Below are 22,503 nucleotides of genomic sequence, written 5' to 3' on the forward strand. Positions count from 1 at the left end.
AATTCAAGCAGAAAAGATTCGCTTATCTGCCACGAGAATCGAGCATATACTTTGGAGTATTCTTGGCCCCCTTCTTCTTCAAAGCCTTGATGAGACGAGTATAGCCTTCGTTCGTAGCCCAGTCGAGCACGGAGTACCCCTGACCGCACTTGGCGTTCACATCGACACCCTTATTGATGAGGAACATCATAGCGTCGTAGTTACCGGACTTGACAGCCCAATGAATCGGCATATAGCCATCCGGGCTGCGGTTTTCAAGCGGAGCACCAGCGTTAGCGAGCACTTCGAGCATGTCAGCCTTGCCTGTCTTAGCAGCGATAAGAACTGCGGTAGCGAGGTTCTGCGGTTCAACGCCTTCCTTCTTGAGCTGATCCAAGATGCGGACGACAACTTCCTTGTTGCCCATCATGACAGCGTTATCGATAACCGGTTCACCATTGCCGTTGTTGACATTAGCTTTTGCACCGTGATCAAACAAGTAGTTGAGCACCATCATGTTGCCCTTATTGGCAGCGATGGCGACAGCGTTATTGCCGTTATCTGCCGGCTGATCAATTTCGAAAGAAGCCTGGAGGAACAAAGTCATCTTGGCGGTATCGCTATTGACGGCATAAGAGACGAACTGGTTCGGCGTAAAGCCAATCTGCTTCTTCGTCAAATATCTACGAACAGACTGCGGGTCGTTCGGGTCCATGGTTTCTTCACAACCAGTCAAGGAAAAAATAAGACCAGCAGCACAGAGAGCCAAGATTTTCTTCTTCATATTATACTCCAATGAATTTTTGATTTTTCAAGTTAAAACTACACTATTTTTTTCAATTTATTACAAAAAAAACACGAATTTACACATTTTTTTATAAAAAACAAACGATTATTTCTTGATTTTCTTGGTTGTCTTGATTTTTAGCTTCTCATTGATCTTGATTTTCGTGTCTTTCAGGCCATTCCACTTCACAATATCTTCAATTGTCACGCCGTACTGGCGCGAAATATCCCAAAGGCCCTCACCCTTTTTGACCACATGAGTAATCTCTTCCACCTTCGGAGCGCTCGGTGCCGGAGCAGCAGAGCCCGGAATCTTGAGCTTTTGACCGACCTTGATATTTGAAGAATTGCCCATTTCGTTCATGTCGCGGATAGCGGCAACCGTCGTGGAAAACTTCTTGGAAATGGCAAAGAGATTGTCCCCAGGCTCAACGGTATAAATAATAGTCGTATTGACCGGGGCCTTCTTTGAAGTCTTTGTTGCAGGTTCTGGAGTCTTCTCAGCCGTCTTTTTAGCGGTCTTGCTAGACTTTTTAGAATCCGTAACGGGTTCGTTAGACTTGGAAGGTTCCACTTCAGGAACACCATCATCAACAGCGCCAGACATCCGGCGGAGTGGGCGGACATAAGCAGGAATCACAAGAGAATCACCAATCGTCAAGCGCTTTGTAAAACCCTGATTTGCCTGCAACAGCAAGAATACAGGAACCTTGTACTTCTTAGCAATCTGAGCGTAGGTATCCCCCGCCTTGACCACATACTTTTCGCCCTTTTTAAGCGCCACACGCTGTTGGATAAAGCTCGTTGGCTTTAAATCCGGCTTAGAGACGTAAATAGTATCGCCTTTCTTGACGTTATAACCAGTTTCAATATTATTCCAAACGCGAAGCGATTCCTGAGAAACTCCAAAGCGGCGAGAAATCGAGCCAAGATTGTCGCCCAACTGAACCACGTATGTGCGAACCTTAGTCGGCTTTTTGCCAGTAGACCTGCGCGGAGCAACCTTGATCGGAATAAGGAGCGTACGGCCGGGCTTGAGCTTGGTCTTCTTCAAGTCATTCGCTCGCTGAATTTCGGCCACGCGAACGCCATACTGCTGAGCAATCGCGCCAAGGGATTCGCCCTTGCGGACTTTGTGCTGTTTCCAGCTCGAAAAGCCGTTCTTTTCCATGCGGTCGTAATTTTGCACAAACGCAGCACGCGTCCCGTAAGGCAAACGGAGCAAATAGGCATCGCGATTGGGTGGCGTACACCACATGGTGAGTTCCATGTTCAAAGTACGGAGCGTATCTTCGGGGACCTTCAGGAACTTAGAGATTTCGTCCATCGAGAAGGAATCGTAAACGGTTACCGTATCGTAAGGAGCCAGCTGATGCTTGGTAACAGACACGTCGTAATGCTCTGGATAATGGCCAATGACCATCGCCGCAAGGATTCGCGGCACATAATGCATGGTCTCTTGCGGGAGCTGCAAGTCCCAATACGTTACAGGGCGATTGCCCCATGTAGAATCAGCCTTCTTTTCTCGGATCAATCGACGAATTCGGCCTTCACCGCAGTTGTAAGCGGCCATTGACAAAAGCCAGTCGCCAAATTCAGCATACAAGGTTGAAAGATAGCTCAAAGCGGCTTCGGTCGCCATTTCAGGATTGCGACGCATATCGACCCAAAAATCAACTTCCAGGCCATAGCGGATACCCGTTTCCGGAATGAATTGCCACATACCCGCGGCCTTAGCTCGGCTATATGCCTTCACATTAAAACCAGATTCCACCAACGCCAAATAAATGAGGTCTCGCGGCATGCGCTTTTGGGCAAGCTTGGAGTAAATCAAGGAATCATAGGCCGTCTTGCGAGAAAGCGAACGCGTGATAAAACCACGTGCAGACGTCGTCATGTAGTAAATTTCTTGCATGACACGTTCGTTAAAGCGAATCGGAAGCGAAAAACGCCCGGCATCAACGGTGTCGAGGAAATTTTCGATGACTCGCATCGATGCGCTATCCGCCGCATTTTCATCATAAGCATCCACGCCATCTATGGAAAGGCTATCCGTCGAAGTGGAATCACTCCCCTCCTGCTCGGCTAGATTCGGGTATACATCTTCAAGAGCCTGAACAATGCGCACAGGCATCTGCATCTTGTAAATGGAATCTTCGGAACGGGTCAGCTTGCTCTTTGTTGAATCGTACTTTTCCGTTACCAAGAGACGCAAAGATTCTTCAAGATAGTGTTTAGAAACAGCCCACTGGTTGTTGTCTATCGCCTGTAAGCCATACTGATAATAGACCCAGGATGGCCTCGTGGAATCCCCTACGACTTCCTTACCCGGATTTGGTCCAGGTACATCAATAGACACCTTCTCCAGCTGGATAGGTTTCCCCTGCGATGACGCGGCAAGCTTCGCCTGCTTAGGTGCGCAGGCGGTCAGGATCAAAAAAGCAAGTGCAAGGCCGAGTCTTACAAATTTATTCGACCATATCACTGGTCGAAATCCATGTCCTCGCCGTAGTCAGACCAAATGGGGTTACGGCCAAAGGATGGCTTGTCAAAATCAACTTCTTCGTCGACTTCTTCTTCCTGCGGTTCTTCTTCTTCCTTGATCAGATCATCTTCTTCGCCCAAATAGGTTGGATCCGGCGTATCATCAAACGCATCACTCTTAGGACGACGACCACAATAGTAAGCTTTATTCATATAAGCTTTCCTCCAGTTTATTGCATCAATCTGTTCATGCCATATAGAATAACTCCACACATCGCCAGTGCGGTCACGATTTGCAGGATTATAATAATCCTGTTCACCTTGTACGCCTTCTGCGACTTTCTATGCCATGGCGGCAATTTGTTTGCGGAGTTCTTGTTTCTCACTTCGGAAGTGAAATATATACATAAATTTGAAAATGCAAACAGTTAATCAAAAAAAATGTCTAAATTCTTTACGAAAAAATGAAACTACTCCTATCAACCATTCTATTTTGCGCCGTTTTTCTGTTTGCGCAGTCTGGATTTTCCTTCAACAGCAGTGGAATCCATGTTCCCGGAGCCCGTACACTCAATCCGGGTGACCTTTTTATCATGGGCGGGTTTGACATGGCTAGCAGCAACAAGCCAGCAAGCCTAGAAGGCTACATCACCGATGAAGACGGCAATCAGAAAAAGCTCACAGAATCCCCGTCAAACTCGGTTCTCGGGTATATCGGCTATGGACTTTTGGACTATTTAGAGCTCGGACTTCACCTGAGCGTCCATTACGATGGAGATGCAGCAGGAACAAAGCTCAAAGGTCTAGGTTTTGGCGACATAGGACTCATGGTCAAGGCTCAACCTCCAAGCCAGTCATCTAGAGACTTGCTGAACGCCTCAGCCGCCATTGAATTTTTCCTCCCGACCGGTACAAACGAAAAAGGTCTCCGTCCAAGACACCTCTGGTACATCCACAAGAACTCAACAACGCATTCGTATTCCTCGGCAGACTATGTCATCTCAGGAACATTGTTCTTGACAATGAACATCCACCGGAATCTCCGGTGGAACAACTATGCAGGCATTCTTAGGACTCTGGAAAACCACGAAAACATATTCATCTGGGGCTCGGGGTTGACGCTATTCCCTTACGAATGGGTATCGCTAATTCTGGAAGCATCCGGTGAAACATGGGTGCGTTCCAAGTATATCAAGAGCGGATTCGTAAACGACCAAATCCGATTTTCTCCCGGCTTAAAGCTTAGGTTGCCTAAGTTCACGACTCTTTCTATCAATGCAGACCTCGGCATGGATCTCTTCCGCACGCGCAAGATCGGCCGTGGTCACCCCATCACCGTAAAGAACAACAGCCATACCTATAAATACACAGTCCCCGGAAGCCCTCCTATTGCGGCATCCATCAAGCTCAGTCGAACATTTGACCTGAATGGGAAAATTGAAGACTACAAGAAGCGCATGGACTCATGCCCCAAGTCTAGCCGAACTCTCAAGGAGAATGGTTACAAGTGCGCCCCGGACGAAGATAACGACGGCATTGCAGACGATATGGACCAATGCCCCAATACCCCAGAAGCGGTCCTTATTGATGGCTGGGGATGTCCGTTTGACCACGATAACGACGGTGTTCCAGACTACAAGGACAAGTGTCCTGACACTAAGGAAGGATACCCTGTTGACGAAAATGGATGTATCCGCGACGCCGACAACGACGGCGTTCCGGACGAACTGGACCAGTGTCCCGAGAGCACTCCAGACGAAGAAATCAACGAACGCGGTTGTATTCTAGATACTGATGAAGACGGCGTTCCGAACGCATTGGATTCCTGCCCGAACACCCCTGCAGGGCTCACCGTGAATAAATACGGATGTTTCTTGGACAGAGACAGAGACGGCGTTCCGGATGAATGGGACAAGTGTCCCGACAGCGCCCCAAACGAGATCGTGAACATGTACGGTTGCCCCATTGATTCCGACGAAGACGGCATTCCCGACTTTATGGACAAATGCACAAACACACCGGCAGGCGTTAAGGTTGACAGCATTGGATGCAGACTAGACTTTGATGGCGATGGCGTTTTTGACGAAGAGGACAAGTGTCCGGATACGCCAGAAAATGCACCAGTCGACAAGCAAGGTTGTCCGCTTGATTCGGACAAGGATGGTGTTTTTGACTATCTCGACAACTGCCCGAATACACTGGAACGTACGGAAGTTGACGTGAACGGCTGCCCCATTCGCGAAAAACTGAACTTGGACAAAATCGCAAGGCGCATCCAGTTCCACAAGGGTACCGACAAGCCGCTTAATTCCTCGTACACGGCGTTAAGCGATGTCGTATCTGTCATGCGCCATAACAAACAAATTGCGATTGAAATCCAGTGCAGCGTAAAGCCAGGTGAATCAAAGGACCCGCAAGCATTATCTGACGCCCGAGCCACCATGGTCTATGAGTTCATCGTGAACAAGGGAATCAAGGAAGAAAAGCTCAGAGCGAACGGATTTGGATTACAGCTACCACAAGTGCGTGGGCATTCAAAGCTCAACCCTGTTGGCGTGAGACTTTTGCCGTACAACATCAAGGACGAGTAGCTTTTTTAGGATTTCTTGTTGAAGAGTAATGCTATGACGAGCGCGACAACGACGTAAAGCGCGACGGCAGAAAATAGCCCGAGAATCTCCGAGCCAGAAAGAGCCTCCACCTTGATGTACAAGAGGACGGAAAGAGGCATGGCGAGTAAAAAGAGGATTCCGGGGATTTTCTGTTTCATGGAAAGCAAGATAGTAAAAAAGCCGCATAACGCGGCTTTGAAACTTGACTGGAATCCTCGCCCGTAAAGGGCTCGTCATTACTTCACGGTAATCTGGAATTTCTTGTCGCCAGCGTTGACCTGGTAGTAACCCTTGAAACCGCGGAACTTGGCTTCGCCATTTTCATCAGCGGTAGCGTAGAGGTCCGTTGTCCAGACCTTGTGCCACAAGTCGTAAACGCGCTTTGCAGCAGGCTTTTCGCGACCATCAGAAGCGATCATGCCGCCATTCTTGACCCAGTGACGGTTGTCCCAGAAGCCCCAGAACACAATGCCGTTCACAGCCGGGTGGCTAAATGCGGTACGAAGGAAAGTTTCGAACTTTTCAGCCTGGACTTCTTCGGTGTCGTTCATACCAGCCTGCCAGTCGCCCACGTCGAATTCTGTAACCTTGATCGGGAGGCCAAGGGAAGCGAGCTTGTCCAAGCGTTCCTTGATGAGGCTCGGCACAACCGGACGGAGCCCAAAGTGGCACTGCACGCCAATGCCCATCACAGGCACCTTGCGTTCGAGCATACCCTTAATCAAGCCATAATAGCGATCCGTTTCACCTGCAGCAACGACGTTGTAATCGTTGATGTAAAGGAATGCGCTCGGATCAGCCTTGTGAGCCCAAATGAAGGCACTGTCGAGAATGCCCCAGCCGCACTTGTTGAACGTCCAGGATTCGTGAATCGGTTCGTTCCACACGTCGTATTCCGTAATCTTGCCCTTGTATTCCTTGAGGTCGCGATAGATACGTGCCTTGAGCTTTTCAGCCATTTCTTCGCAGCGACCCTTGTTGCTGTAGTGCTTGTCAAAACCATAGCCCTGGTGGCTCCACATGAGCGCGTGACCGCGGAGTTTCCAGTGATTTTGAGCTGTGAAGTCCGTGTATTCCTTCATTTCATCACGCTTGATTTTGCCCTTCTTCGGTTCGTATTCCGGCCACTTGAACTGGTTTTCAGAAACGCCATGCCAGAAGTACTTTTTGGCAGCGTTGCGGTACCAATTTTCGGTGCTATCCTTGGTGTCGTAGAGAGCGAGCGCCGTACCGAACGGGAACGAATGGCGCAACAGCTTCACGTGGACTTTTTCGCCCGGATTTGCCTTGACCGTGAAATCCACCTTGCGGAGGCTATCGATACGGGCATCGGCATTGTTATACCAGGACGGGTCAGACATTTCGTCCATCTTTTCGACTTCGACATCGTCGAGCTGGATCCAGCCCTTCTTAAGCCCAATCTGGAACGTAATGTTGTTGAGACCGTAACCCTTCTGGTCGGCAAGGAAAATCATTTCATAAGTCTGCCACTTGTCTGTCAAGTCAAACGAAGCGCTTTCTTTTTGGCGGTAGTCCGGAGGGCCGCCCTGCACCACAGAATTGATAGGCATATTGCCCTTAGCCTTGAACGAGAGCTTGTAAAAACCGGAGTCTGCCAAGAATTTAGGCGGTTGGAGCTGCAAGCCCCACCACGGATTTGGAAGTTCCTTCACGACGACCTTAGCGCCCTGGGAACCATCGACACCGAGCCCCTGCACGGCAATTTGCGATTCGGCTACAGCTGGACCATCAGGATTGTTCCACAGATACCAGCCGCCGTCACCATACTCCATATCACCATTGTTCAACTGTGCAAAAGACGGCACAGAAAGCGCCATGGCGACGGTCGCCGCAATCGCAAAAGCTTTATTCTTTTTAAAATTCATGAGGACACCTCGGTTATGTTTACAGGTTAAATATATACTCGAAGTGCGTTTTTCGGGCGATTTAGGGCATATTTTAGGCAGACTAAAACACAAACGAGAGAAAAAATGTAACAAGTGTATCAATCCTATACAATTGCGATTCTCTAATTTTACAAGTTTTCCTGATGAAGCGTATTTTTTCAAGAGATGAAGAGATTTGAGATTTTCAATACAAATTGTATATTATAAGCAAATGAAATTCTCAAAACTCTTTATTATTGTTTTGTTTTTTGCATTTATGACCGCCTGCGATAATGGCGATAGTTTAGACATCACAAGCGTCGAAGAAAACAAGCAATTTTCATTCGAAGTCTATTTAGAAAGCCGCATCATCCCCGATTCCGCAATCGTTTCAATGTACAATAGCAGCAACCGTCTTGAAAAAACGGTCAAGACGCGAAAAAAATGCTTTGCGGGAGCAAAATGCATGTTTGAAACTGCGCCGCTTAAATATGAGGAATATGCAAAAATCACTTTATTCGCCCATGCCACAACCGAAAACAAAACAATCCAAATGGAATTTGAGCGATACGCTCCAATGAACACATCAACGTCAACAATAAACGTTTATTACGGAACTCCAGTTTTAAATATTTACACAGCAGCCGCATCAAAAGCGATTGAATACAACTTGCTCGAAAAGAACATGTCATACGGTGATGCGACGCAAAATGCATACGACAATATGAAAAATTTCGGGATTTCAGACCGAGAATACGAAAAAGACCAATATTTTCCGAATGTTTCTTCAATGAACCCCATACAACTCCCCTACATTTATTGCCGCTATTTTCTCTCTGATTCCGTATTTTACAGCGACTTTCTCGAATTGCAAGAGGCCATCCGCGACGGAGAATGGGCAGATACGTTATTCCGCATCCGAGCCGCCGACGATTTAGCACGCACTTATCAAAACCCAAACTGGGTCGATGTTCCTGGAATGACTTTTTACAACCAAAATGAATATATTCCCAACTTTTGGGAAAGTGCCTTCGGCATGGAAGTCTGCAACGACAAGAATATTGGAGATACGCTTATCAACGCCAACCGAAGAAGCTCACTCTACGATAGCGTTTTCGTTTGCACAGAACAAATGTATTCCTACTATGCCAAATGGCAGCACTGGGTACTCAGCCGACCACAACGAGATTAAAAGATAATGGGTGTGGAAATGAAATCTAAGATATTATTTGGTGTTTTGATCTCAATGTTCATCGCCATACTGGCGGCGTGTGGTTCGGACACTTATTACTCCGGCCATTTTGAAGATTTAGATGATAATTTCGGCAAGTCCTCTTCTAAAATCACAAGTAGCACAAGCCAAATATTCAACGAAAACATTGCTTTTGAAGGCCGATTCAACCTAGTATCCGTTTTTGAGCCTATTAAACTTGAAATATCCGCACTGGACGAAAACTTTGAAAAAACACAAACCATCGAAGCACGCATTGTAAGGAACAGGCTAGAGTTTACATACAAAGCTCCAGAAATTCACTTTTATAGACCTTTTGCTCAACTGGATTTCACTTGCCGATTCCGCGACACAAAAGACAATACCGAAATGCAGTTCACCATCATCGCTGACATGAACGAAAAAGAGTACTACAATATTGATTTTTATAGAACTCTAGAAAGCGGATACATGAAAAAGCTCTTACAACAGAAGGAAAACTTTGACATAGCAAGGCAACACACTCGTGAAGCAATACACAATCTTTTAGATCCAGAACTTGAACACGAATACGGCATTAGTAATGCCCCATACGGCAAGGACACACTTGAAGCACTTGCTTATAACTACAGTCTTTTTTTCACATGGGATTCCACATTCTACAAGAATTTCAAGAAACTTTCGCAGGCTGTAGGAAGCGACAAGACTTGGGATGAAATTTTATCTGTTTCTGATATTTCGGAACGGCTTATTGACCATTATAGACTTGAAGAATCCCGCTGCGACAAGAACGTTCTCGAAAACATCGCTCAAGACCGTGATTTTTCTCAGCTCCGTTATAATATGGCCATATGGATTGCACAAGGGAAAAATGACATTGACTGCAATGCCATCCCACAAAAACCGGCAATTGATACAACAAAAAAAGATACAACTTCAAAAGACCCTATTATCGAAAAATTTGGGAACTGCACAGTCAACAGAAAGCACACCAAAGCAAAACTTGGAGACGGTGAATATTACAGCTGCAACGGAACCAAATGGATTTCCGTAAGCGCCCCAGAATACCATGAAGATTTCGGCAAAAGAGGTGAAATAGTCACCTACGATGACTCTTACTTCATGTGCAATTACGAGTATTCGTGGCGCCTTTTAAATGACGATGAAATTCTCCCGCCTGTCAAAGACTTATTAAAATGCAATGACCATCAAGTTGTTGAATACGACAACAAATATTACCGTTGCAGATTCGAATACGTTTCGCTCGTAAATCAAGACGCTTGGCTTGAAATTCCAGAGGACAGTGTTGCGCAGTACCAAAAGAATGGCAAATTCTGCACAGATTCCACACAAGGAATTACCGAGGAAGAAAATGGTTCATACTTTACCTGCAATCATTATTCGTGGACTAAACTTTTGGACTATGAGAAAAAACAGTACGAACACGAATTAGCCCACAAAGATGAATGCAAAAACGGCAACAAAGGAACTGCGATATATTGGAACAACTCAAACTACTTCTACTGCAATAACGATACGCGCAATTGGAAATCCATGGGCATTCAAAATCAAGAGCACTATGGATTAGGAATATTTGATGGAGGCGTATTCATAAGTAAAGACACCCTTGAAAAGGAAATAGACGATTTTACGATTAAAGCTTCGCAAAGACCTGGATGGATTGCAGGGTTATTCGACGTCATAAATGTTACGGCAAATATTAATTCGCATCCCTACGGAGCATTTTTCAAAAAGACTCGCCCTTACCTTTCAGGATTACGAGGAGACAAGACTATAGACTTTAAAAATCTGTCTGACCAAAGCGAAAGCTTTGACAAATTCATGGAACAGTACACGCACCCCGAAAGCGCCTACCCTGCCTATATCGCTCAATTGACAAACGTAGGCGAAGAATCCTATATAGATTTTGCTACAGCCGATAAATTCTGCCCTAAAGGCTACCACATCCCCGATACAACCGAATGGAGGACGGATTCGTTAAATGCACTTCCGATAAACGCAAGTATTTACCACGACAGCCCATTATACGTACGTTACAACGGGAAAACATACCTCTACGATATTTACTGGACAAAGACTCCCGTAAATTCAACGACCCAATACTGTATCGAAAATCATTCTGAAAACAACCAAAACACATCAAGCCGAATAATTGAATGCCCCAAAGACTTGTATCCAGGCGTACAAACATTATGCATTAAGGATGGTGAGTCAAATGATTAGATATTTCTTGATTCTTTGCTTAGGAATTTTTCTCACCTCTTGTAGCGACGACAATTCAGCAGGTTCTAGCATTCATTATGTTGAAGGCAATGAAAATGTTGAAAGTCGGACCTTGGCGCTTCAAGGCAAATTCAGCCTAAACAACAAGCTTATTCCTGTTAAAATAGACATTGATGTTGTTGATGAAAATCTTGATTCCATAGCGACGATAAAAGCGTCATTGAAAAAAGAGCGAAACGGCACCATTACATTTTCATCGGATTACGACGATTTTGCATCGTCAATCGTACGCATCAAGTATACTTGCGCTTATAACGATTCTTCTAGCAAGCTTAAAATGGATTTTGTTGAATACATCAATATTGATAAGAATCCAAGACCAACATTAAATCTGCCCATGGCGTTGGCAAGCGAACGTATCAAAGAACTCGTGCAAGAAGACGGATTTTATCTTGCCCGTGCTAAAGAAAAAGTACTCCGAGAAATTTTTGAACTTCTGGATTACAACAACAAGCAGATTATAGATTTTGAGCAAGATTCAAGCAGCAAGCATCTTGCAGGACTGAATCAACATGTCAATATGATAAGCACGGTTGAAAAGAGCGATAGCGCTTTTTACAAGAACTACAAATCATTACGTTCTGCAGTCGGCAGCGAAAAAACATGGCAAGATATTCTTTCGGAAACAGAAATTGCGGACATGGCTTTTGCACACGATCCCGACATCATTTACGCCGATTATTGGACGAAAGCTTTTGGACTCGGAAGTTGTGACAGCACCCATTTTCAAGACACAACGATAATTTCAAATAAAGAAAGCGTTTACAATAAAAAGAAATTCTTGTGCGATTACAAAAACAAGACATATTATTGGCGCACATTTAACGATGTAGAAGCAGTAAATGGCTTATGCACGTACGACAGAAAAGATACCGTCATTCAAGATAGTCTCGTATGGACTTGTGATTCAGCTAAGACAAAATGGAACGTAATGTCAGGGGAACAAGCACTCCCCTATAAGAACATCAGCTGTGATAAAATTTTAGAAGGCACATACATCAACTATAATTCAAATAATTTTGCATGCGTCTACGAAAACAACAAATTCATTTGGAAAGACAGTGTTTCCGAAAACTACAAATGGCGCAATTCATTGGACGTCTACCTCAAAAATAAAGTCGGCTTGTGCGATGAAGACAACTCGCTTGGAAGATCAACCATTATGGATAACAAGTATTATCAATGTCGCGATGGTATTTGGACCGAAGTAGACAAGATTTCGTATTACTTGGGATACTGCAACAAATCTAGAACCAACGACAAAGCCATGCACGATTCTGTCGGGTATTTCATTTGCAATGACAAATGGACTGAAATTCCAATACCACAATATTACGGCGATATATGCACAAAAGGATTTGTTCATTACGCAAAAAAATACGGCGATACCTATTACATTTGTAAAGACCAACCAAATTACTATTGGTCTGTAGCGTTAAAAGAAGAACTTTCTATCCCTATACAGAACGATTATTTTTGCGAAGAAGAAAACAATGGTGAAGTTTTTGAACTTGATGCTGTAGGCTATAAATGCGTTTACCCAATATGGCAATATGCCCAAGATTTTGAAGTTAAAGTCAGTAAAGCAATGGAGCGTAACAAATATTCCAAAGACATGTGCAAAAAAGGCCCCGCCAACTCATCTATATTTTGGGATAAAATAGATTCAACATTCTACGGGTGTGTCGATAACTATACAGAAGCCAACTACGGATGGGGCAAAGTATTTTGGAACAATTACAACAACCCTCTTACTAAATTTAAGAGTCCTGAAGAGTTCGCAGGTGGCACTTATGATAGCTTGAAAAACTATAAAGTAAACGGATGGACATTAACATTTTCGTATGGTTCCTCTTCATTAAATGGTAGTATAGAGTACATAACACTCTACCTGAAAAAAGCTATATCACCTAAAGGTGATGAATACGATATTCAAGAGGGGAATAATGTAACCGTCATTCGTGCCGCCGCAGGAAATAAAACTGTTTCTTTCGACAGCATTACAAACAAAAGCGATTCCTTTGACAAATACTTTACCGATTGGAAAAATAAAATCATCGAATCCACACAATGCCCCACCCCGATGTTACCTGAATTTAAATGCGTTTCAAATTGGGATGAATCCGACATCGAAATCAATTTCACCAATTACAACCAAAATTCATACACAACTTGGAATCAAGCAAAAAGTTTTTGCCCAGAAGGCACACATATTCCAAGTGCCGAAGAATTGTCCATTAGCAATTATGCCGCTTCGTTCAATAACGAGCGCTTTACCGCAGTGCAGCAGAAAATGAACAATGGTAAAAAAGGGAGTTTTTCAGCAAACTACGCTCTTGTATGGACAAGCACAGAAAAAGATTCAAAGACACAATACTGCCTTGAATATGTGAAATCCAATAGCAATCAAGTTGTTGCAAGCGGCATTGTAGAATGCCCGAAAGACCTCTACCCCATGGCACAAGCTATCTGCATTAGCGACCGGAGCAAAAAATGATGAAGTATTTAAAAAGCATATTTACTTTTTTAGTTGTTTTGACTGCGCTATTTTGGAGCGGTTGCACAACCGATTATGAAATTGAAAAGGAAGTTCATAATTGGAGCTTTGTCGGGCTTGATAACGACTCCACCGCAGTTGTCAAAGTGGTTTTGGAGCAATGGGGAACCTCACACGACCATCATCTTATGGGATGGGACGATGACTTTCACAATACCACAGACTTAAAATACTACTCCGTCAATATCAATTCTTATAAGATAAGTGAACGACTGAACGGAGACAGAAAAATGCTGCCGGAGCAAGATTCAACAGAAGAATACCGCATAAAAGCTGAAAAGATTGTAGACTATTCTTGGACATGCGCAATTATTTTACAGGACAAGAAAAAGAAAAATCTGGACACCTTGGAAATTGACTATTGCCCCAAAGAAAATTCTGCAGAAACACCAAAGTTTGTCGGCCGCTATTTAAAAATCAACAACTGTTTCTACAAAATTGAAAAAGGGAAATTTCCGATTCAAAAGCCCGAATTTTGCTTCGACCATACAGATTATAGCGTAAAATTCACCCATACCGATGGCAAATTTATCATGTACGGTGGTGAACCGTAACCACTATTAACTATTTTATGGGCATGCATTACAAACCTTATCGCGATTTACTTTTGGAGCTTTTCCCCAACTATCTCAAGGTGCGCAAACTCCCGCTCAACGGCGGCATGAGCTGCCCAAACCTCGACGGAACCAAAGGGTTTTCGGGTTGCAGCTACTGCAACAACCGCAGCTTTAGCCCTGTCTTTGATGAAGCTAAAGTCTCGATTCAGGAACAGCTCAAAAAGTACATTCCGAAGCTTCGCGACAAGTACCCGAATGCAGGCATCCTCGCCTACTTGCAGCCGTACACGAATACGCACGCGCCGCTTGAACATCTGCGCGAAATCATCGATCCGATTATCAAGCACAAGGAAATTGCAGGGCTAGCCATTGGGACGCGCCCGGATTGCCTTGAAGACGAAAAGATTGAATACCTTGCTGAGCTCAACCACAAGAAACCAATTATCGTTGAAATCGGCCTCCAAACAGCAAATGACTTGACGCTCGCGGGCATCAACCGCAGGCATACGCTTGCGGAATTTGAAGATGCTGTAAAGCGCTGTCAAGCCGCAGGCCTCACCGTCACGACACATGTGATTGTTGGGCTCCCTGGCGAAAAGATGGAAGACTTTAAGCACACGGCACAAGTCGTTCACGATTTGAAACTTGCAGCGGTCAAAATCCACCCATTACACATTGTGGTCGGCACGGTCATGGCGCAGGATTACGCCAATGGCGAAGTCAAATTGCTCTCGTTCGAGGAATACTGCGAAGCGGTTGCCGAGATGATCAAGATTATTGGCAAGGATATCGCGATTGAGCGATTCAGCGGCGAAAGCCCGAGCGAGCTTTTGATTGCACCGAACTGGTGCGGAGAACGCGACAAGATTATTACAACAGTCGAAAAACTGCTCAGCGCATAAGCAACGAATGAGAGGGGAAAATGAAACGTATTGAAGATTACATTATTGCGGTTCCGGATTTTCCCAAGCCGGGAGTTTTGTTCCGTGACATCACAGGAATTTTGAGCGATCCCGATGGATTAAAGCTCACGCTTGATACTTTCTATAAGACGCTTGAAAATGTTGATTTTGACGTAGTCGTAGGGCTAGAAGCACGCGGATTCCTATTTGGTGTTCCGATTGCAGAGCATTTCCACAAGCCGTTTGTCCCTGAGCGCAAAAAAGGGAAACTCCCCCGCGAGACTGTAGAAATCACTTACAATCTCGAATACGGAACCGCCTGTATGGAAGTCCATAAAGATGCGATAAAGCCAGGGCAACGCGTTGTTATCGTCGATGACTTGCTCGCCACTGGCGGAACTGCAAAAGCTGCCGCCCATCTTGTAGAGAAAATGGGCGGTAAAGTAGAATGTTTTGCTTTTGTCATTGAGCTTGCGGACCTTAAAGGTAGCGAAGTTCTTGATGGCTACCGCGTGGAATCGCTGACGAAGTTTTAAACACGCTTGAAGATAAGCGAAGTATTGATGCCGCCGAACGCAAAGTTATTCGACATAAAATATTCCGTATCAATTTCACGCCCGGAACCCGTGATGTAATCCAACGGAGCGCATTCCGGGTCCACATTTTTCAAATTCAAATTCGGGCTAAACCATCCGCGATTCATCATGTTGATGCCAAGCCAGGCCTCGATACCGCCGCATGCGCCAAGCGTATGGCCCATGTAGCTCTTGAGGCTAGAAATCGCCACGGCACGCTGCTTAAAAGCGTTGTATGTCGCCCAGCTTTCAGCAATATCGCCATGATGCGTTGCGGTACCATGGCCATTCACATAGCCAATCGCATCCGTTGAAATTTCGGCATCTTTTAAAGCCAATTCCAGCGCACGTTGCATCGTATCTTTCTTAGGCTGCGTGATGTGTTCGCCATCCGTATTATGCCCAAAGCCGACGAGTTCTGCATAAATGTGTGCGCCACGAGCTTTGGCATGCTCATATTCTTCGAGCACAAGCGTTCCCGCGCCCTCGCCGATAACAAGGCCGTCTCGGTCGCGATCGTACGGAGCAGGCGTAAGTTCGGGCGTTGAATTTTTAACGCTCGTTGCAAAAAGCGTGTCGAACACAGCCGTTTCTGTAGCAGCAAGCTCTTCGGCACCGCCTGCAATCATCACATCTTGCATACCGTACTTGATGGCTTCATAAGCGTAACCGATGGAAAGGCTACCACTCGTGCAAGCAGTATTCGTTGTGATGAGTCGCCCCGTAAGGCCAAAGAAAAGGCTTACGTTCACAGCGCATGTCTGCGGCATGGACTGAATATACGTCGTCACAGAAACGTTTGCGCAGTTGTACGGCGGATTCTGCATGGAGACAAAATCCAAAAGCGGACGCACGCTCCCCATCGAAGAACCGTAAGCAACGCCCACACGGCCAGACTTGAGAAGTTCCTTTTCACCCGCAAGGCCAGCCATTTGCATAGCCTTATCCGCAGATGTAATCGCAAGCACGCCCACACGGCCTGCACCGCGAACTTTTTTGCGTGGGTATTCCGGCAAATCATAGAGAATCGGGCCCGCCAGGCGCGTATTCATTTGCGCATACTTGTCCCAATCATCCATACGGACGATGTGATTTTTCAGAGACTTAAGTTCCGAAAAAATATCATCCAATTCCATCCCTAAAGATGTAACGCAACTGCCTCCGGTAACGACAACTCGACGACTCACGCCAAGCCTCCATTGACCGAAATGACTTGACGCGTAATGTACGCAGCACCTTCAGAAAGCAGGAAAACGACGGTTGCAGCGACTTCTTCGGGTTTGCCCACGCGTTTCATCGGGATGGTCGGGAGAATCATATCGAGCGGAGCATCCTTGATCATTTCGGTTTCAATGACACCCGGAGCCACACTATTCACGGTGATGTTGCGACTCGCAAGTTCAGTTGCAAGCGCTTTTGTCGCCCCAATGAGGCCAGCCTTTGAAGCACTGTAGTTGACCTGACCGCGGTTTCCAATCACGCCAGAAACAGACGAAATCGTAATAATGCGGCCTTTGCGCTTACGGCACATCGGCAACACAATCGGATGGACAACGTTGTAAAAACCGTTCAAGTTTGTATTTAGGACTTTGTCCCAAAATTCGTCGGTCATAGCCGGGAATGCGGCATCAGCACAGACGCCAGCATTTGTCACAACGCCATAGTAAACGCCATTTTCGGCAATGTCTTTTTCAAGAACTTCTTTGCACTGTTCACGGTCGCAAATATTGAACTGCAATGTGCGAATTTTACCGCCATTGGCTCGGATGCGTTCGGCAAGTTCATCAATCGGTGCAGAATTTCTATTGTAATGAGCAACAACTGTGTAGCCTTCTTTCGCTACAGCTTCGGCAATGGCAAGACCAATTCCGCCACTAGCACCCGTAATCAAAACTGACTTTTCATTTTCCATTCCATACCTCTGCATCAATTTAAATTTAACGAACTTTTAGGGTCATCGACTTCGACCGTATTGAGTTTCGCCGTTACAGCAAGCGTTCCGTTGACCGTTGCAAAACCTTCAAAAGTCACCGCCTTGTCCATACGGATGTTCTCAAGAACGTTGACCACAACGGTTTCGCCCTCCTTAAAAACAGGGACATCGGCCTTGAAGCCACTCACGCTCATGATAAATCCGGTCTTTGGCTTTTCACCTTTGGCACGGCCACAAATTCCAGACAACGCAGAAACGCTTTGAGCCATATATTCAAAAGCAACCCACACAGGTACGCCACCAAGCTCGTCTTCATAGAACATGTTATCGCAAGCGATATCAATTTCAGTCGTGATGGAATTTTCTTTTAAATCGTAATCGCGGACACGATTGAGCAAAAGCATTTTGCCCTTGTGCGGCACAAGTTCACTGACTAAATCTTTTGTATCAAAAACTTCTGTCATGCCAAACCATTTTCAACAATCAAAGACACATTACAACCACCAAATGCAAAAGAATTGCTCATGCAATATTTAAGGTCTTTTGCTGTCTCGCCTGGTTTTACCAAATGAACTGGCGGGAGATTCGGATCGACGACGCCATCAAAAAGATGAGCCGGGAGGAGGTAATCTTTTTCACTACTATTTTTGCAAGCGTCAGATTCGCGACGAGAATTCATCGCAAGGCAGCAGAACGCAAGTTCCAATGCACCAGCAGCCCCGAGCGTATGCCCCGTGAGTGCCTTTGTCGAGCTGACGGGAACATCAGCGTGACTAGCTTCACCGAAAAGGCGGTTGATAGCACGCGATTCCATGGCATCGTTCAGTTCTGTACCGGTTCCATGCAAATTCACGTAACCGATTTGAGAGGCATCAAGGCCGGCATCGTTAAGAGCCGCCTTCATCGCCTGATAAGCGCCTTCCCCATCGGCACGCGGGGCCGTAATGTGGTCGGCATCGGCACTTTCGCCAAAACCAACAATCTTTAGGCCTTCGCATTTTGCAGTGCAAAGATCTGCACAAGGTTCTTTTGTAACAACAAAGAAAACAGCGGCATCGCCAAGCGAAAGGCCCGAGCGATTTGCACTAAAAGGATTTGTCGGCTTATCGCTCATGGCTTCGAGCGAAGCAAAACCAAGAATCACCGAGAGCGATGCAATATCGACACCGCCCACAATCGCGACATCGCAGTTGCTTGCGTAAAGATTATTGCGAGCCGAAACAAACGCACTTGCGCTAGATGCACAAGCCGTTGAATGCACCGAAAGCATCCCCGTGATTCCAAAGCGTTGCGCAATAAACTGTGCTGGAAAATCAGCGCGCTGGTAATCGAGAACGTAGCCTTCCGGGAACGCTCCCGTTTCTTTAAAGTACTTGAGCGCCGCCATCGAAGCTTCGGAACCATTATCGCACGAACCCAAGAAAATGCCCACGCGATCAGCACCGAACTTTTCAACCGCTTTGCGAATCGTATTTTCAATCGCTGAGAATGCCGCTTGAGACAAGCGGTTCACGCGGTTATCAAACTTTTGTTCAGGGACAGGAGCAAGCGTAGCAGGGTCAATCGTCGCCGCAGGGCGCATGACACCGGCAACATCGTACGTGGTAAAAGTCCCACGTTTGCCATTCGTGAGCGAATCAAGAACTTGAGCCTCGTCGCTACCTAAAATGCAACGAAGGCTAAAATCATTAATGTACACAGGTCGTTTCATCGGTCAATGAAACCAAATCTAGAAATTTAACGTTTGGCGCTGAGCGGAGATAGCACGAAACAGCAAGAAATGCCAAGCAATACGGCTAAGCCAAACGTCCAAACCGGAGTAAAGCCACTGTACACAAGGCCCCCGAACGAGATGAGCGTTGTTGCTGCAGAAAGCATCACCGCAAGAGCAGTAACCGATTTTTGTCGACCGCCTTCCCTAAAGAACAGAGCGTAGTCAATACCTATGCCGAGCGTTAAAATGACACCGACAATGGCAAAGAAATTGAATTCAATTCCAGCGTAACCAAAGACTGAAGCCGCAAAGAGGCTCGCCAAAATCGGGGCTCGCAAAATTTTCAAAGCACCTGTAAATTTGTACACAAACACAAGAATAATGAACATCACAATATAAGCCAAACCGACAAGTGTCAGCGAAACTCGGGATATTTTCGTAAATGATTCATTGATATTTTGCATTTTGTTCACGACGTAAACGTGAGGCATATTTTTGGCCAATTGCTTTGCATCAAAAGCATCCGTTGCATGCAGCGGGAAAACTGCGCTATAAAACTTTTTTCCTTGCGAATTTTCAACAGCACCAACCCAAAGCATTTCAACCATTGAACGAATTGATGATGGGAATTGATTCAAGTCCTTGAGTCCTACATATTTCGGCGCTTCTTTTAAACTTGCATCAAGCAAAGAATCGTTCTGCACGCCAATGCTCGTCAGATATTCTTTCGTCAAATCATCTTTAAGCAACTTTTGGGTATTTTCAAAAGTTTTTCTCTGCGTCGCTTGCGAAGGAATAAAGCTTGATACAGCCAAATAAGACTTCAACAAATTTTTCTTTTCGGCTTGCAAGAGTCGATCTGTAAGCAGTTCTTCCTGTTCCAAGACATCCTGTTCTGTTGCACCATCTATAATAAAATAATTTGACGAAATTCCAACATCATTCAATTTTCTATTCAGAACTTCCCCCGCTTTAAGCTTTTCACTCATGGAATAAAGGCTCCCCAAATCCGTATGAATATTGAGCGCACGAAGCCCAGGCAACAACGCAATCGCAAAAAAGACAAAAAACAGAACAATAACCCACGTGGGTAAATTTGAATAGCACTTTATGAAATTTTTAGGAATAGATAGCGGGAGATTCTTTACAGAAAAAGTCCTATTTTTCGTTCTGACATTTCTCGTTTTTTCAAACAAAGCATGGAACAAAAGTGTTATCGTCAAGAACGAGCTCAAGAGCCCGACGATTGAGAATACAGCCATCTGACGCAGCAACGTAAAATCAGCAAAGGTGAGCGATACATAGCTCACTTCTGTTGTCAAGAACCCAAGCAACAATCCCTTAAAAATTTTGGAACGGACATTGCGCTCTCCAGACTTCCAATTTGTAAAGAAATGTACCGCATAATCAATACTCACGCCTATGACGCTCGTGCCAAAGACAAACGTAAATACGTGAACATTGCCAAACACGAACCACGTAAACGAAAGCGCCGTAAAAATGGCAACTGCAATCGTTGAAAGTGTTGCCAAAATCGGAACCGCCGAACGAAATACGTAAAGCAGCAATAGAAGAATTAGTACAATAGAAACACCCGAGATCCACGCCACCTCACGCTTAGCTTCACTCGAGCTTTCGTAACTGTGGAACGGCACGCCCGAAGCAGAAATACGCAATCCTAAATTCGCATTTTCTAAAGAATCGAGCACTTGATTCAAACGGCCAATCACATGATCATCTGTTGCAAGAGATGATACATTTTCAGAAAGCACCGCGTTCCACATCACGTACGTCATGCCAGAATCTTGCGCCGCAAGGACACCATCGCGCAAGCTAAAATGCGTAGACGACGTTAGCGTTTTTTTCATGAAATTATCAAAGGAGGCTTCGCCAAGCAAATACGGGTCTTCATCCAGGCGATTCAAATTCGCCATAGAAAACGAGCCATAGATTTTTTGCAACGCAGCAAGTTCCAAAAATTTATGATTCAAATTAAAGAACGCCTCACGAACATTTTCCCCTTGAATCGTATAACGATGTTCGAATAGAAATTCGCGAGTTTCATTCAGCGTCTTTTCATCAACATAAAGTCGGGATTCCTCAATGGAGGAGTCGCCCTTGAAAATGCTATCGAGAGAGGCAGCAACTTTGCGAGCCACTTCAAAATTTTCATGCCCAACTAGTACCGTTATGTTGCGCATAGAACGTGAGCTAAGCGTTTTTTCAGCAGCGCTCACATTCTTGATTTCGTTGGAATCCGGCAGAATCGAATACAAGTCGGAATCCATCTTCCACGGCACAGAAATGCCGAGAATAATCAAGATGGCGTGAATCACCACCCACAGGATAATTCCCGATTTTGCGTTCAAATTCTTCCCTCCAACATTTTTCATTTTTTCGAGACCTTATAATTCAGAAAATCCAAAGTCGTTGGAATTTTTTCGCCATCCGTAATAACAATCCTATCCACGTTTTTGCAGGCATCCATCACGACGTTATCCACGAGCATGCGGATCATCGCCTCACGCGGAATCAGTCCGATTCTAAAACCGCAAGACTTTTTTTCGTAAAAGACCTTGAAGTTTTTCTCCAATTCCGTGACTTTTCCAGAAAACAGCGATTGGATATTATTCGAGACTTCTGCAAAGATAGGATTTTCCTTTGGTAGCAATGTGCGAATTTGTCCATTAGTATCGCGTTCGACAATGCCCGCGTTATGGATAGCGAGCTCAGAGAATACGGGCTTTTGCGTTTTCCAGATGATTCCCGCCTTTTTAGAAATGCGGAACGTTCCCGTCGAAACAAATTCGCGATTGAGCTTTTGGATAGACTTGGTCTGCTTAAAATCGCCCGAAGCCACCTGATAATCCATGACTTTTGCCAAGGATTTTTCAAGTTCCGGCCTGTTTTTAGCACTCAACGGGCGTTCAAAGACATCCGCCATTGATGAACCAATGCCAAGCAAAACTGTCAAAAGCAAAACGCCAATATTTCGACAGGACAT

18 protein-coding genes are annotated in these 22,503 nt (G+C 45.3%); 7 read left to right on the top strand and 11 right to left on the bottom strand.

Annotated features, from left to right (window positions below; translation table 11 throughout):
* Positions 1 to 22: 22 nt before the first annotated feature.
* From FSU_RS01200 to FSU_RS01210, 3 genes are all read right to left on the bottom strand, one after another.
* Positions 23 to 763 carry an ankyrin repeat domain-containing protein gene (locus FSU_RS01200; protein ID WP_014545091.1) on the bottom strand — a complete coding sequence of 247 codons (741 nt, stop codon included), beginning with the start codon at positions 761 to 763 and terminating at the stop codon, positions 23 to 25.
* 108 nt (positions 764 to 871) lie between these two features.
* Positions 872 to 3,250 carry a LysM peptidoglycan-binding domain-containing protein gene (locus tag FSU_RS01205; RefSeq protein ID WP_014545092.1) on the bottom strand — a complete coding sequence of 793 codons (2,379 nt, stop codon included), beginning with the start codon at positions 3,248 to 3,250 and terminating at the stop codon, positions 872 to 874.
* Complete coding sequence (locus tag FSU_RS01210; RefSeq protein WP_015732474.1) at positions 3,247 to 3,462, bottom strand: hypothetical protein; 216 nt, start codon at positions 3,460 to 3,462, stop codon at positions 3,247 to 3,249. Before FSU_RS01210 ends, FSU_RS01205 begins: the two co-directional genes overlap by 4 nt.
* Positions 3,463 to 3,713: 251 nt before the next feature.
* Between FSU_RS01210 and FSU_RS01215 the strand changes: the two genes are divergently transcribed.
* Positions 3,714 to 5,840, top strand: a complete 2,127-nt coding sequence (locus FSU_RS01215; protein ID WP_014545093.1) for a thrombospondin type 3 repeat-containing protein — start codon at positions 3,714 to 3,716, stop codon at positions 5,838 to 5,840.
* A 5-nt stretch (positions 5,841 to 5,845) separates the two neighbouring features.
* On the opposite strand, the gene FSU_RS16235 is transcribed toward FSU_RS01215, so the two are convergent.
* Both FSU_RS16235 and FSU_RS01220 read right to left on the bottom strand, forming a co-directional pair.
* Positions 5,846 to 6,019: a hypothetical protein gene (locus tag FSU_RS16235; protein ID WP_015732475.1), complete on the bottom strand. Its 174-nt coding sequence runs from the start codon at positions 6,017 to 6,019 to the stop codon at positions 5,846 to 5,848.
* Positions 6,020 to 6,097: 78 nt separating this feature from the next.
* The gene (locus tag FSU_RS01220) at positions 6,098 to 7,747 is read right to left on the bottom strand and encodes an endo-1,4-beta-xylanase (protein WP_015732476.1); all 1,650 of its coding nucleotides are present in this window, start codon (positions 7,745 to 7,747) and stop codon (positions 6,098 to 6,100) included.
* Between the two features lie 466 nt (positions 7,748 to 8,213).
* Between FSU_RS01220 and FSU_RS01225 the strand changes: the two genes are divergently transcribed.
* From FSU_RS01225 to FSU_RS01250, 6 genes are read left to right on the top strand one after another with little or no spacing between them, the layout of a single operon-like run.
* The gene (locus tag FSU_RS01225) at positions 8,214 to 8,939 is read left to right on the top strand and encodes a hypothetical protein (protein WP_155808829.1); all 726 of its coding nucleotides are present in this window, start codon (positions 8,214 to 8,216) and stop codon (positions 8,937 to 8,939) included.
* 18 nt (positions 8,940 to 8,957) lie between these two features.
* Entirely contained in the window at positions 8,958 to 11,201 is a 2,244-nt protein-coding gene (locus FSU_RS01230) for a hypothetical protein (protein ID WP_244263686.1), read from the top strand.
* Entirely contained in the window at positions 11,194 to 13,758 is a 2,565-nt protein-coding gene (locus FSU_RS01235; protein WP_014545097.1) for a fibrobacter succinogenes major paralogous domain-containing protein, read from the top strand. Before FSU_RS01230 ends, FSU_RS01235 begins: the two co-directional genes overlap by 8 nt.
* Positions 13,755 to 14,372 (top strand): hypothetical protein, encoded by a 618-nt coding sequence (locus tag FSU_RS01240; protein WP_014545098.1) that lies wholly within the window; start codon positions 13,755 to 13,757, stop codon positions 14,370 to 14,372. Before FSU_RS01235 ends, FSU_RS01240 begins: the two co-directional genes overlap by 4 nt.
* 23 nt (positions 14,373 to 14,395) lie before the next feature.
* Positions 14,396 to 15,277, top strand: coding sequence for a tRNA modification radical SAM protein MnmL/YtqA (mnmL, locus tag FSU_RS01245; protein ID WP_244263687.1), 882 nt, complete (start codon positions 14,396 to 14,398; stop codon positions 15,275 to 15,277).
* 20 nt (positions 15,278 to 15,297) lie between these two features.
* The gene (locus FSU_RS01250; RefSeq protein ID WP_014545100.1) at positions 15,298 to 15,813 is read left to right on the top strand and encodes an adenine phosphoribosyltransferase; all 516 of its coding nucleotides are present in this window, start codon (positions 15,298 to 15,300) and stop codon (positions 15,811 to 15,813) included.
* Here FSU_RS01250 and FSU_RS01255 read toward each other — a convergent pair.
* From FSU_RS01255 to FSU_RS01280, 6 genes are read right to left on the bottom strand one after another with little or no spacing between them, the layout of a single operon-like run.
* A complete protein-coding gene (locus tag FSU_RS01255; RefSeq protein ID WP_014545101.1) occupies positions 15,810 to 17,039 on the bottom strand; it encodes a beta-ketoacyl-ACP synthase in 1,230 nt (409 codons plus the stop codon). The genes FSU_RS01250 and FSU_RS01255 overlap by 4 nt on opposite strands.
* Positions 17,036 to 17,764 (bottom strand): 3-oxoacyl-ACP reductase FabG, encoded by a 729-nt coding sequence (gene fabG / locus FSU_RS01260; protein ID WP_015732479.1) that lies wholly within the window; start codon positions 17,762 to 17,764, stop codon positions 17,036 to 17,038. Before fabG ends, FSU_RS01255 begins: the two co-directional genes overlap by 4 nt.
* 14 nt (positions 17,765 to 17,778) lie before the next feature.
* Complete coding sequence (locus FSU_RS01265) at positions 17,779 to 18,249, bottom strand: hotdog family protein (RefSeq protein ID WP_014545103.1); 471 nt, start codon at positions 18,247 to 18,249, stop codon at positions 17,779 to 17,781.
* Positions 18,246 to 19,496, bottom strand: a complete 1,251-nt coding sequence (locus FSU_RS01270; RefSeq protein ID WP_014545104.1) for a beta-ketoacyl synthase N-terminal-like domain-containing protein — start codon at positions 19,494 to 19,496, stop codon at positions 18,246 to 18,248. The genes FSU_RS01265 and FSU_RS01270 overlap by 4 nt, the downstream gene beginning before the upstream one ends.
* Positions 19,497 to 19,522: 26 nt before the next feature.
* The gene (locus FSU_RS01275) at positions 19,523 to 21,892 is read right to left on the bottom strand and encodes an MMPL family transporter (RefSeq protein WP_015732480.1); all 2,370 of its coding nucleotides are present in this window, start codon (positions 21,890 to 21,892) and stop codon (positions 19,523 to 19,525) included.
* On the bottom strand, positions 21,889 to 22,503 hold the full coding sequence (locus FSU_RS01280; protein ID WP_244263688.1) for an outer membrane lipoprotein carrier protein LolA: 615 nt from the start codon (positions 22,501 to 22,503) through the stop codon (positions 21,889 to 21,891). Before FSU_RS01280 ends, FSU_RS01275 begins: the two co-directional genes overlap by 4 nt.

The organism is Fibrobacter succinogenes subsp. succinogenes S85 (assembly GCF_000146505.1).
Taxonomy (GTDB): Bacteria; Fibrobacterota; Fibrobacteria; order Fibrobacterales; family Fibrobacteraceae; genus Fibrobacter; species Fibrobacter succinogenes.

Coding starts and splice junctions, on each gene's coding strand:
- FSU_RS01215 (WP_014545093.1), top strand. CDS start 3,714: ATGAAACTACTCCTATCAACCATTCTATTTTGCGCCGTTTTTCTGTTT.
- FSU_RS01235 (WP_014545097.1), top strand. CDS start 11,194: ATGATTAGATATTTCTTGATTCTTTGCTTAGGAATTTTTCTCACCTCT.
- FSU_RS01210 (WP_015732474.1), bottom strand. CDS start 3,462: ATGAATAAAGCTTACTATTGTGGTCGTCGTCCTAAGAGTGATGCGTTT.
- FSU_RS01225 (WP_155808829.1), top strand. CDS start 8,214: ATGTTTGAAACTGCGCCGCTTAAATATGAGGAATATGCAAAAATCACT.
- fabG (WP_015732479.1), bottom strand. CDS start 17,764: ATGGAAAATGAAAAGTCAGTTTTGATTACGGGTGCTAGTGGCGGAATT.
- FSU_RS01220 (WP_015732476.1), bottom strand. CDS start 7,747: ATGAATTTTAAAAAGAATAAAGCTTTTGCGATTGCGGCGACCGTCGCC.
- FSU_RS01270 (WP_014545104.1), bottom strand. CDS start 19,496: ATGAAACGACCTGTGTACATTAATGATTTTAGCCTTCGTTGCATTTTA.
- mnmL (WP_244263687.1), top strand. CDS start 14,396: ATGCATTACAAACCTTATCGCGATTTACTTTTGGAGCTTTTCCCCAAC.
- FSU_RS01240 (WP_014545098.1), top strand. CDS start 13,755: ATGATGAAGTATTTAAAAAGCATATTTACTTTTTTAGTTGTTTTGACT.
- FSU_RS01265 (WP_014545103.1), bottom strand. CDS start 18,249: ATGACAGAAGTTTTTGATACAAAAGATTTAGTCAGTGAACTTGTGCCG.
- FSU_RS01200 (WP_014545091.1), bottom strand. CDS start 763: ATGAAGAAGAAAATCTTGGCTCTCTGTGCTGCTGGTCTTATTTTTTCC.
- FSU_RS01275 (WP_015732480.1), bottom strand. CDS start 21,892: ATGAAAAATGTTGGAGGGAAGAATTTGAACGCAAAATCGGGAATTATC.
- FSU_RS16235 (WP_015732475.1), bottom strand. CDS start 6,019: ATGAAACAGAAAATCCCCGGAATCCTCTTTTTACTCGCCATGCCTCTT.
- FSU_RS01230 (WP_244263686.1), top strand. CDS start 8,958: ATGAAATCTAAGATATTATTTGGTGTTTTGATCTCAATGTTCATCGCC.
- FSU_RS01250 (WP_014545100.1), top strand. CDS start 15,298: ATGAAACGTATTGAAGATTACATTATTGCGGTTCCGGATTTTCCCAAG.
- FSU_RS01280 (WP_244263688.1), bottom strand. CDS start 22,503: ATGTCCTGTCGAAATATTGGCGTTTTGCTTTTGACAGTTTTGCTTGGC.